The 12,497-nt window shown below is 31.2% G+C and carries 9 protein-coding genes; 4 read left to right on the top strand and 5 right to left on the bottom strand.

Features of this window, described 5'->3' with window-relative positions; genetic code table 11:
• The first annotated feature begins 2 nt into the window (after positions 1-2).
• The 3 genes from KQA_RS0200525 to KQA_RS0200515 all read left to right on the top strand — a co-directional run bounded on the left by KQA_RS0200525 (position 3) and on the right by KQA_RS0200515 (position 4,985).
• The gene (locus tag KQA_RS0200525) at positions 3-2,408 is read left to right on the top strand and encodes a TonB-dependent receptor plug domain-containing protein (protein ID WP_010177214.1); all 2,406 of its coding nucleotides are present in this window, start codon (positions 3-5) and stop codon (positions 2,406-2,408) included.
• A 122-nt stretch (positions 2,409-2,530) separates the two neighbouring features.
• Positions 2,531-3,526 (top strand): acyltransferase family protein, encoded by a 996-nt coding sequence (locus KQA_RS0200520; RefSeq protein WP_157366547.1) that lies wholly within the window; start codon positions 2,531-2,533, stop codon positions 3,524-3,526.
• A complete protein-coding gene (locus KQA_RS0200515; RefSeq protein WP_010177212.1) occupies positions 3,507-4,985 on the top strand; it encodes a sulfatase-like hydrolase/transferase in 1,479 nt (492 codons plus the stop codon). The genes KQA_RS0200520 and KQA_RS0200515 overlap by 20 nt, the downstream gene beginning before the upstream one ends.
• A 16-nt stretch (positions 4,986-5,001) precedes the next feature.
• Here the strand turns inward: KQA_RS0200515 and KQA_RS0200510 are convergent, their stop codons facing one another.
• The 5 genes from KQA_RS0200510 to leuC all read right to left on the bottom strand — a co-directional run bounded on the left by KQA_RS0200510 (position 5,002) and on the right by leuC (position 11,262).
• The gene (locus tag KQA_RS0200510) at positions 5,002-5,559 is read right to left on the bottom strand and encodes a hypothetical protein (RefSeq protein WP_010177211.1); all 558 of its coding nucleotides are present in this window, start codon (positions 5,557-5,559) and stop codon (positions 5,002-5,004) included.
• 126 nt (positions 5,560-5,685) lie between these two features.
• Entirely contained in the window at positions 5,686-6,744 is a 1,059-nt protein-coding gene (gene leuB / locus KQA_RS0200505) for a 3-isopropylmalate dehydrogenase (protein WP_010177210.1), read from the bottom strand.
• A gap of 760 nt (positions 6,745-7,504) precedes the next feature.
• Positions 7,505-9,031, bottom strand: coding sequence for an alpha-isopropylmalate synthase regulatory domain-containing protein (locus tag KQA_RS0200495; protein WP_010177208.1), 1,527 nt, complete (start codon positions 9,029-9,031; stop codon positions 7,505-7,507).
• A 146-nt stretch (positions 9,032-9,177) separates the two neighbouring features.
• Positions 9,178-9,774, bottom strand: a complete 597-nt coding sequence (leuD, locus tag KQA_RS0200490; RefSeq protein ID WP_010177207.1) for a 3-isopropylmalate dehydratase small subunit — start codon at positions 9,772-9,774, stop codon at positions 9,178-9,180.
• A 93-nt stretch (positions 9,775-9,867) separates the two neighbouring features.
• Entirely contained in the window at positions 9,868-11,262 is a 1,395-nt protein-coding gene (gene leuC / locus KQA_RS0200485; protein ID WP_010177206.1) for a 3-isopropylmalate dehydratase large subunit, read from the bottom strand.
• 374 nt (positions 11,263-11,636) lie between these two features.
• Here leuC and KQA_RS0200480 point away from each other — a divergent pair, with 374 nt between their 5' ends.
• On the top strand, positions 11,637-12,308 hold the full coding sequence (locus KQA_RS0200480; protein ID WP_010177205.1) for a response regulator transcription factor: 672 nt from the start codon (positions 11,637-11,639) through the stop codon (positions 12,306-12,308).
• Positions 12,309-12,497 lie beyond the last annotated feature (189 nt).

The following is a 12,497-nucleotide window of genomic DNA, read 5'->3' as shown; positions in this document are numbered from 1 at the left end:
CAATGAATAAAATTACTTTATATCTTTTTTTTCTTACACCCTTATTTTTTTTCTCTCAGTCTATTAAAGTGATTGATCTGGAAACAAAACAACCTATAAAAGGGGTAACTATTTCTTCGGAGGTTTTTAAAGAAACTCGTTATACAGACTCTAATGGGAAAGTAAATGTATTTTTGAATAAAGGGGATGTTTGGTATGAATTTAAGATTAAAGACTATAGGGAAGTAGGGCTTAGTGCATCCGAAATATTGGCATTAGGTTATGTGATTGAAATGGATCGTATAAAAGAGTCATTAAAGGAAATTATTGTTTCAAATACGAAATGGACTCAGGAAAAACAGAAGATATCCAGAAAAATTATTCAAGTAACTAAGGATGATATTTTAAAAACCAATCCGCAGACGGCAGCAGATGTGTTGCAGAAAACTGGAAATATCTTTGTTCAGAAAAGTCAATTAGGTGGAGGGAGTCCTTTTGTAAGAGGCTTTTCTGCCAATAGATTATTGCTTTCAATTGATGGTGTACGAATGAATAATGCTATTTTTAGAGGAGGTAATGTTCAGAATATTATATCGATTGATCCTTTATTTGTAGAAACTTCAGAAGTTATACTAGGACCAGGTTCGGTTGTTTATGGGAGTGATGCTATAGGAGGTTCTATCAACTTTAGAACATTAACCCCAAAAATAACGAACAAAAATGTATTCAAAGTAAACGGGAATGCTCTTTTTAGGACTGCTACAGCTAATAATGAGCGTACATTTCATGCAGATGTTGGATTGAGTGGTAAAAAGTTAGCATCGGTAACTAGTTTGACATATAATGCATTTTCAGATTTGATTCAAGGGAATAATGGAGTTGATGATTATTTACGTAATGAGTTTGTTGAAACCATAGCAGGTGTAGATGTGGTGAAAATAAATAATAATCCAAATAAACAAATAGCTTCTGGATATGAGCAATATAATTTACTTCAAAAATTAATTTATGCGCCCAATAAGTATGTCCAAACATCATTAGGCTTTATTTACACTACTACATCAAAATACGATCGCTATGATCGATTACAACGAAAAAGGGATGGTCAGTTTAGACATGCCGAATGGTTTTATGGACCACAACGTTGGTTAATGGCTTCAAGTGTTTTTTCATATCAAAAAAAGCATGCTTTTTTTGATGAGTTTAAAATAATTAATGCCTATCAATCTTATAAAGAGAGTCGTAATATTAGAGATTTTAATTCTCCATTTCGAACTAAAAATGAAGAAACTGTTGATATTTATACCTTAAATATCGATATGCGAAAAGCCTGGCATAAAATAAATTTTAGTTACGGCTTTGAATATGTGTTTAATAAAGTATATAGTAAAGCGCAAGAATTTAATATTTTAAATGAGAGTAGGACAGATTTATTTTTGACACGTTATCCTAATGGATCAACATGGCAATCATTGGCAGGGTATTCGATTGCAAATTTTGATATAAATGAACATTTAGATATATCAGCAGGGGTGAGGTATAATCATGTGTTACTAGCAGCAAAATTTAATAGTAAGAGTCTTGATTTTCCTTTTTCAGAATCAAAAATTAATACCGGTGCACTAACAGGAGCTTTAGGTGTTAACTGGAATATAGCTAAAAAGTTAACTATTAAGGCAAATGCCAATACGGCTTTTAGGGCACCGAACATTGACGATGTAGGGAAAACAGTTTTAGATTCGGAGCCTGGTACCTTAATTGTTCCTAATCCTAATTTAAAATCAGAGTATGCTTATAACTTTGAATTGGGAGCTGTTTATAAAAAAGAAAATTTTAAGTTATCCTTAACTGGATATCATACCTTTTTAGATAATGCGTTGACAAGAGCAGATTTTGAATTGAATGGTAGTTCATCAGTTTTTTTTAGAGGAGAAGAAAGTAGGGTCTTGGCCATACAAAATAGTTCGCATTTGTATACTCAAGGAGTAGAAATTAACACCCAAATTCCATTGTTTACTAACTTAGATTTATTAGGAAGCTATACAATAACTAGAGGAAAAAATATACTTTCGGACAATACTAGTGTAGCGGTAAGACATGTATCTCCTGATTTTGGAAATATTCATTTAAAATATAAAAAAAAGAAATGGATGCTAGATGCTTACACAGAGTTTAGTCAAGGTTTTTCTTTTGATGAATTGGCACCTTCCGAAAAAGAAAAGATATTCATATATGCTAAAGATAGTAATGGTAATCCCTTTTTGCCATCATGGATGACCATTAATATTAGAAGTAGTATTCATGTAACAAAAAAAATAACGCTGGTTGCTGCTTTGGAAAATATAACTGATCAGCGCTATAGAACTTACTCGTCGGGTATATCTGCTCCCAGTATTAATTTTGTTGCCAGTTTTAATTATAAATTTTAAAAAAAATATATAGGTACAAATTTAATTTAATAATGTGTTTTCTTAATATGAAAGGTTTTCCATAATTTTAATTATGTATAATTGTATAGTATTGTTAATCATATTTAGTTTTAAATTAAAATTTGAAAAATAAAGAGAGAATTCATTGGATAGATATGCTGAAGGGGTTCGCAATGATTACTGTAATCTATTGCCATAATTTTCCAGTAATAAATGATTATATCTATAGTTTTCATATGCCTTTATTTTTTTTATTAGCAGGAATTTTTCATAAGAAAAGTGAGCTTGAGAATTTAAAAAAGAACATACTAGAAAGAGTGAGAATTATTATTATACCCTATTATCTGTGGGGAGGTATTTTATTTGTCTTTTGGTTTTTTGTAGGTAGACATTTTGGAGATAGTAAAGAGAAAAATTTATCTGCTATTGAAAATTTTATAGGACTCATATGTGGGCAAGGTGGAGAAAATTATATGGACTGGGGTATCCCAATATGGTTTTTACCTTGTGTATTTGTTACATTTTTGATTTATACTATAGTTGATTTTTTACCAAATAAGAAGATTAAATTGTTATCAGTTTTAGCATTATCTATTTTAGGCTATTTTATATCTGATTTTTTTGACTGGTATTTTTGGAGTTTTGATGTTTCATTAGTAGCCATTTTTTTTTATGGGTTTGGACAATTGTTAAAAGAAAGGTTTATTAAATTTGACATTCCTTTATATGTTAATTTAATTTTGAGTGTAGTTTTTTTGTTAGGAATGAATTATACTTTTAAGGTAGATATGTATCAGTCAGAATATGGAGGAAATTTACTTCTTTTTTATAGCAATGCGATATGTGCTATTTTAATTTTAATTTCAATATTTAAAAGGTTACCTCTGTTAAATTTTTTAATTTTTATAGGAAGAAATACAATAGTATATCTAGCAACTCAAATTAGAATTTTAACTATAATAAAAGCAGTATTATTTTTTGGAATCGGGATGAGTGTTTTTCATTTTACAGAAGCTCAAAAAATTTTAATAACTATGATTCAAGCAATTTTGATTGTTCCTGTAGTTTATTTTATTAATTCATTTTTTCCAATATTAAATGCAAGAAATAAAAGGTAATATTGAGTTTCATTTACTATTAAATGTGTCTGTTGTTTTTTTTGTAACAGGGGCATCTTATTATCATTTGCCATTAAATGGATTCAAGGATACTCTAATCTATTTAGTTCATCTAATTTTATTGCAATCCTCTGTGGCTGGGGTCTTGTTTTTTTTGTCACTTAATAAGTATGTGTTTAAATTACTGTTTCCATTTTTGTACATAATTTATGGATTATTAGGATTTGGGATATATACCATGGATATATCTGTAACTTCTTCATTATTAGATGCAGTCTTCCAAAGCAAAATTTATATAATTAAAGATTTTTTTACAGTAGAATTGTTTAATTATTTAACAATGCTGTTAATTAGTTTAGTGATTTTACTAAATAAATATAATAAAGTTGATGTTAAAAAAAATAGTACTTTATTTTCAGTTATAAGTGTATTGTTGATTTTGATTTTTCCTTTAATTGAAAGTCGTAGGCATAATACATTTAAAATTAGACAGCCATATAGTTTGATTTCTAGTTTTGAAGAATTTTTAGAAAAGAAAGAGAAGGTATTTGAAAGTGTAGTAAATGGCGAGTATAATGCTGATGTTTCAGGTTTAAAAGTAGTTTTGATTTTAGGAGAAACGGTTAGAGCAGATCATTTGCAAATTAATGGATATTTTAGGGAAACAACTCCTAATTTGTTAAATATAAGTAACTGCTTGTCTTATAGGAAAATGTATACAAATAAAACATATACGGCAATTAGTTTACCTCAAATTTTAACGGATGAATCAATAAATGAGTCTAGCAAAAAAAAAGTTAAAAGTATTTATAGTGTATTGAACAGTGCTAATGTTAATACTTCATGGATAGGTAATCAATTGTTAGAGAGTAGTTATGAGTCTATAGTTTTGGAAAATGATGAAGTGAATATTATTGATAAGTTTAAATCAATTTCAAGTTTTAATAAATTAAAGGATGAGGCTTTATTGCCTTATTTTGAAGAATCACTGAAAAAAGGTAATTTGAATCATTTGATAACAATGCATATGATCGGTAGCCATTGGTGGTATGAAGATAGATATAATGAGACTGAAAGAAAATATACACCAGTAATTGATAGTAAGTATATACCAGCGATGTCTAAAGAGCAATTGGTTAACTCTTATGATAATACGATTGTTTATCTAGATCTTTTTCTAGATCATACAATAAGGAAACTAGAAAAAATAGAAAAACCAAGTGTAATGATTTATATTTCTGATCATGGAGAGTCTTTAGGAGAGGAGGGTAAGTGGTTGCATGCTCATGATGGGAAGGAGTTGACTAATCCGGCATTTATAATTTGGTATTCAAATAAATTTAAAGAGGAGTATCCGGAAAAGGTGTCTTTTTTTAAAAGTCTAAAAGATAAAAGTTTAAAAACAGATTTAATTTATGACATGCTACTAAATGTTTTTGAAATAAGAAAAAGTAACTAGCAAGAAACTTAATTGGTTAAAATAATGGTTCAACAGCTATGGTGTCTTTTTTTATTTCTTTTTCACGCTCTAGTTCTTTTTTAAAATCTTCGGGAAGTTTAAAGGTAGTTTCGTCTATTTGTGTAAGTAGATGATTATAGCCAATAATTATTTTTGAAGCTTTTTTATTTAATACAGCAGTGTCTTTTCTTTGTTTTGTAATTCGGTAAGCCACATCTTTAGAGTAAGTATACATTTCATTAAGTCGACTTAAAATACTTTTGTTTTTGTACTCTTTAGGAAGTGTTTCTATAAGTTCTTCAATATTTTCATTAATTGAAATAACATTAGCTTCCATTAAAGCAAATGAAATCGTATTTAGGGTGTCAATATTTTTTGATAAGGCTTCAAAATTAGCGTCATCTTTTAATATTTTAGGTATTTTATGGGTTGAATTTTGAATAGTTATACGGTTTGTCTTTCGTTGTAAACTATCCAATACGATACTTTTAGTAGTGTTTTGAAGTTTTTGTGATTTATTACATCCTAAGATTAATGTAGATATTAAAATTAGTGTTATTGAAATAGTCTTCATAAAAAATAATAATCAAAAGTATACTTAAAATAAGCATACAGAATTTTTAAGCTGCTTGTCAAAAATACTAAAAAAGGCCACTCTCGTTGCAGAAAGTGGCCTGGTATTATTAATGTTGGGATGTAATTATATGTTTTTAGCTAACCAATCTCCAATTTCACTTGTTTTGTAAGCTTTTCCACCTGCAGCTAAATCTTCAGTAACGATGGCTTCAGCTAATGATTTGTTTACTACATTACGAATAGCTTCAGCTTCTTCTTTTAAACCAAAAGCATCCTCGAACATCATTGCAGCGGATAATACAGTAGCAAGTGGATTGGCGATATCTTTACCAGCAGCTTGCGGGTATGAACCATGTATTGGTTCGTATAAAGATGTTTTTTCTCCTACAGAAGCAGAAGGCATTAATCCCATAGATCCAGAAATTACAGAAGCTTCATCTGTTAAAATATCTCCAAATAAGTTTTCAGTGATTAAAACATCATAGCTATTTGGCCATTGTACTAAACGCATAGCCACTGCATCAACAAATTCATAAGATACTTCAACTTCAGGATAATCTTTTTCCATAGCCTGTACAGTTTCTCTCCAAAGTCTTGAAGTTTCCAATACGTTAGCTTTATCAACACAACATAGCTTTTTTGTGCGTGTCATAGCTAATTCAAAACCTTTTTTAGCTAAACGTTGTACTTCTGCACGGGTGTAAACACAGTTGTCAAAAGCAGTTTCACCTCCATCTTTTCTTCCTTTTTCACCAAAATAGATACCCCCAGTTAATTCACGTAAAAAAACTAAGTCGGTACCTTTAATGCGTTCTTCTTTTAAAGGTGATTTATCAATTAAAGAAGGGAAAGTAAATGTTGGGCGTACGTTAGCAAATAATCCTAATTTTTTACGCATTTTAAGTAAACCTTGTTCTGGGCGTACTTTGGCAGAAGGATCATTGTCAAAACGAGGGTGTCCAATAGCACCAAAAAGAACCGCATCAGCAGCTACACAAATATTGTGAGTTTCATCAGGATAAGGTTCACCAACAGCATCAATAGCTGCTGCACCGGTTAATGCAGGTGTCCAGCTAATGTCATGGTTAAACTTTGTGGCCACAGCGTCACAAACTTTTACTGCTTGATCAATTACTTCGGGTCCAATACCGTCACCGGCAAGTAGTGCTATATTTAATTTCATTTGTATGATTTTTTTGAACTTTAATCTTAATTCGAGACAAATATACCACATTAAAGTATGTTTTGCATAGTTAATTAATAGGAGTAAAAGCATAAACTAGCAATACTTTATTCAATACAATATAATGATAGATTCCAAAACAGCCTTTCAAAAAATAGGTACAATGGATTCAATAAATTTTGTAGCAAATAATTCTCCTTTAATTCGGTCAATATTAAGAAATGAATGTTTCGCTTTTTTTGAATTTAGTATTGGAGATAGTTCTGAAAGAATCTCATTGATTTTTAGAGAAAATTGTTACATCTGGAAAACAGTTACAATATAAAAGGAGAGGAATTGTCAAAAGAAACTCTTTAATGTAATCTATAGAAAATCAATAGATCATTTCAAAATTTTTGATAATAACAGATAAATAAAAAGAATAAAAACCCCTGAAAACAGGGGGTAAATTAATTAGTAAATTACATAAATTTGATATTATCAAAAATAATCACATATAATTAGGTGTTTAATAATTATAAATGTTACGTAAGATTAAAAGCTCATTTTTTTTACAGTATAGTTAAGTATTTAATTATTGCGAGCATAAATTAAAAGGGTTTGACTAGTACGTTTTTTAGTAAAATGTATGAGTTAAAAATTTCGGGGGATAGGCTTAACAAAAATTGAACCCTTTTTAATTTTAATTGATGATAGCTTGTTAAAAAGCCCGCTTAAATAAAATTTAGGTGGGCTTTTGTTATACATAGAGTGTAAAAAATTAATTTAATTCGTTAATGTTTAGCATTTTTTCAGTAGCTTTTATAGCTGAAACGGTTTGGTCAGAATCTAAACCTCTGGAAACAAATTCCTTATTTTCGTCTTTCCAAGTAATTACAGTTTCGCATAAAGCGTCGGAATGACTTCCTGGAGGTATACGAACAGAGTAGTCAATCAATTCTGGGATAGTTTTATTCCTTTTCGTGTAAAGCTTTCTAAGGGCATTCATAAAAGCGTCAAACTGACCATCTCCTTGGGCGTGTTCCTCATACAATACACCTTCGATTCTTACCGAAACAGTAGTGGAGGGTTTTAAGCCTTTAGCGTGTGTTAATACGTATGATTCTACAAGAACAGTCTGCTCTAAAGTACCGTTGTCTAAAACGTCGGAAATGATATATGGAAGGTCATCTTTAGTAAGTACCTCTTTTTTATCACCCAACTCAATAATACGTTGTGTTATTTTTTTTATTTCTTCTGCGTTAAGCTCTAAACCTAATTCTTGTAAGTTTTTTTCAATATTAGCTTTACCCGAAGTTTTTCCCAAAGCGTATTTACGTTTACGACCAAAACGTTCTGGAAGTAAATCATTAAAATACAGGTTCTTTTTATTATCGCCATCGGCATGGATTCCCGCAGTTTGTGTAAACACGTTATCACCTACAACAGGCTTATTTACAGGGATTCTAAAACCTGAAAAATTTTCTACTAACTTACTTACTTTGTAAAGCGCCTTTTCTTCAACATTGATTTTAATATCGGCCATAAAATCATTAATCACTGCTATAGCACTAGCCATTGGTGCATTACCTGCACGCTCTCCCATACCATTCATAGTAAGGTGGAGGCCATGTGCCCCAGCTTTTATAGCTTCCATAATATTGGCAACACTTAAATCATAGTCATTATGGGCATGAAAATCAAAGTGCATATTGGGATAGCGTTCAACTAATTCAGTGATGAATTTTTTTGACTCCTCATAAGTGAGTACACCTAGTGTATCTGGTAGCAACACACGTTTAATAGGTTGTGTAGCTAAAAAATCAAGATATTGTAGTACGTATTCCTTGGAATCCCGCATTCCATTACTCCAGTCTTCGAGGTATACATTAGTTGCTATTCCTTTACTGGTAGCTAGTTCGATATTACTTGAAATGTCCTCAAAGTGCTGTTCTGGTGTTTTTTTTAGTTGGTGGGTTAAATGATTTAAAGAACCTTTGGTTAGTAGATTTTGTACTTTTGCACCAGCATCAAGCATCCATTGTATAGAAATTCCTCTGTCAACAAAACACAATACTTCAATACGATCAATTAAACCTTGTTTTTCTGCCCATGAGGTAATGTCGGTTACCGCTTGGAATTCACCTTTGGAAACTCGAGCAGAAGCAATTTCAATGCGATCTACTTTAAGTTCTAAAAGTAATAATTTAGCCAAGGTTAATTTTTCGGAAGCTGAAAATGATACTCCTGAAGTTTGTTCACCATCACGAAGTGTGGTGTCCATTATTTCTATATGTCTTTTGTTCATTTTAGTACTTATGAAATTCTATATTCAATACTATTATTGATTAATATCACATTGTTTTGTAAGCAATTTGATATAAATCGAAGCAGAAAAGCAAAAAGCGTCTTAACTTTATAGTTAAAACGCTTTTTGTAATAAATGTTTTTATACTATAAAGGTAACTCTTCAGCAAAAGCTGTAATATCCTTTTTAATATTTTGAAGGTAATCAATATCATCAAAACCGTTCAACATATTTCCTTTTTTATATCCATTGATATCAAAAGACTCACTTTCGCCAGTAGCCAATAAAGTTACTTTTTGCTCAGGTAAGTTTACTTCAATCTCTGTATTTGGATCAGCTTCTATGGCTGCAAAAACTTTTTCAGCAAATTCGGCACTTACTTGTACAGGAAGTACGCCTATGTTTAAACAGTTTCCTTTAAAAATATCTGCAAAAAAGCTTGAAATTACACAACGGAATCCATAATCGTAAACTGCCCATGCAGCATGCTCACGTGATGATCCAGAACCAAAGTTTTTTCCTCCTACAAGGATTTTTCCAGAGTAAGTAGCGTCGTTTAAAACGAAATCAGCTTTGGGTGTATTATCATTGTTATACCTCCAGTCACGGAATAAATTATCTCCGAAACCTTTACGCTCAGTTGCTTTTAAAAAACGAGCAGGTATGATTTGATCTGTATCCACATTTTCTATAGGAAGTGGTACAGCGGTACTTTTTAATATTTCGAATTTATCGTATGCCATAATTTTTTAGCTTTTGGCCTTTAGCTTTTGGCTGTTGGCTTTTAATAATTTTGTTTGAAGCTAAAAGCCAAGGGCTAATAGCTAATAGCGTTTTTACATTAACTCACGTGGGTCAGTTACTTTTCCGGTAACAGCAGCAGCAGCAGCAACTAAAGGAGAAGCAAGTAGTGTTCTTGATCCGGGTCCTTGACGTCCTTCAAAGTTACGGTTACTAGTACTTACGGCTAGTTTTCCGGCAGGAACTTTATCATCGTTCATGGCTAAACAAGCAGAACATCCAGGTTCACGTAACTCAAAACCAGCTTCGTGAATAATATCTAAAATACCTTCTTCTTTAATAGCAGCTTCAACTTTGTGTGATCCAGGTACTAACCATGCGGTTACATGATCCGCTTTTTTGCGTCCTTTAATGATAGAAGCAAAAGCTCTAAAATCTTCAATACGCCCATTAGTACAACTTCCTATAAAAACAAAATCAATAGGTTTACCAATCATATCGTCACCTTCGCTAAAGTCCATATATCCTAAAGACTTTTTGTAGGTAGCCACACCACCTTCAACATCGGCAGCATTTGGTATACTTTTAGAAATTCCCATTCCCATTCCAGGGTTGGTTCCATAAGTAATCATTGGTTCAATATCTGCGGCATCAAAGGTCAATTCTTTATCAAAAACAGCATCGTCGTCAGTTTTTAAAGTTTCCCAGTAAGCCATTGCCTTATCCCAAGCAGCACCAGATGGAGTGAATTCACGACCTTTTACATATTCAAATGTTTTCTCATCTGGAGCAATCATTCCTCCACGGGCACCCATTTCAATACTAAGGTTACAAACAGTCATACGACCTTCCATAGTCATATTTTCAAATACATCACCCGCATATTCTACAAAATATCCTGTAGCACCAGATGTGGTTAATTTTGAAATAATGTATAAAGCCACATCCTTAGGAGTAACTCCAAAACTCAATTCACCTTTAACGTTAATACGCATTTTTTTAGGTTTAGGCTGCATAATACATTGTGTAGCCAATACCATTTCAACTTCCGAAGTTCCAATACCAAAAGCAATGGCTCCAAAAGCACCGTGAGTAGATGTATGTGAATCACCACATACTATAGTTGCACCAGGTTGAGTGATACCATATTCTGGTCCTACAACATGTACAATACCATTTTTTTCGTGTCCTAATCCCCAGTGACTAATACCGTGTTTAGCTGCGTTTTCTTCTAATGCCTTTAATTGATTAGCAGAAAGTGGGTCAGCAACAGGTAAGTGCTGGTTAATTGTAGGAGTGTTGTGATCTGCTGTAGCAAATGTTTTTGAAGGATATAAAACGTCAATACCTCTGTTTTCAATTCCTAAAAAAGCAACAGGGCTTGTTACTTCATGCACCATGTGGCGGTCTATGAACAATACGTCTGGTCCATCTTCAACGTGTTTTACTACATGCGAATCCCATACTTTGTCAAATAATGTCTTACTCATTTCGGTTTTTTTTATCGATCAAAAAAGCAACTAATTAAAAAATACTTTTTTGGATTTGCAAATTTACGAAAATATGACTTCAAAGTTGCGAATATTATTTAATTAGAACGGGTTCAAATAAGTTGGAATTACGATGTTCAAAAATGGATTTGTGATTTTATAGTTGCTTTGGTTTGATAAAAATGAGTATTACTACACGTTAAAATTTAAAGTGAATTCAATTAAATGGATGTGAAAAATCTATATATAGTTCTTGTTAAAATAAACATAAATAGGGAAAATCCCCTTCATAAAAAGGTGTTAATCATGAATGTAACTTACTCTAATTCAGTAATTTTATAAACACACACTTTGACCAAAGAAACCAACTTAAAATGTATTGTAATTTAAAAAATAAATCATCTTTTATTGATGGATGTCTATTAAGATCCAAGCTTTCTAATATTTTAAATTCATGTGAGCAATCACAAAAATTGATTATTAGTATTTGTACTGTTAAAGAAGGTAGATTAGTTTATTACAATAAAGCGTTTCAAAAAATTATAGGTTGTAATGATGCTGTTTTTTTTGAATCAGATTGGAAACATGGTCTTTCAATAGTCGATTTTGTTGAGGCAACTACGGTAGAAAAAAAATTAAAAAGCTTTTTTACAAGTAATTTAAATAGGAATGTGTTTTCATTAAAATATCATATCACAAATTTTTGCGGAAAAAGAATTTATATCAAACATGAAGCTGTATTATTTAATCTGGAAAAGGAAGCGCTGGTATTAAATTATTATTATGATATTTCAGAAAAAGAAGCTATTGAAAAATGTATACAACTAAACACAGCATGTGGTTTTACAAACTTCAAATTAATTTCAATAAGAGAAAAAGAGGTACTTAAATTGATTGCCGATGGTTTTTCTTCGAAACAAATAGCAGATCGTCTTTTTATTAGTAATCATACTGCAATTTCTCACAGAAAACATCTTATTGAAAAATTTAAGGTGAAAAATACAGCACAACTTATTAAAGAAGCTTCAAAAGTTATTGAGTTATAATTAGTACAGGTAGGTCTAAAAACTTAAGCTTATTTAGTATGATATAATGAGGTTTCATATAGCTTTTTGATTTGTCGGCTTATGTTAATATGATATTAGCAAATACATTTTATACGATTTACTGATAAGAATTTCGCATATATGCTATTTTTTTTCACCATTCTTGCGTTAAAAAAAACAACAGTAGCC

The organism is Aquimarina agarilytica ZC1, from assembly GCF_000255455.1.
Lineage (GTDB): Bacteria > Bacteroidota > Bacteroidia > Flavobacteriales > Flavobacteriaceae > Aquimarina > Aquimarina agarilytica.
This window is presented reverse-complemented; position numbering and strand designations above follow the sequence as displayed.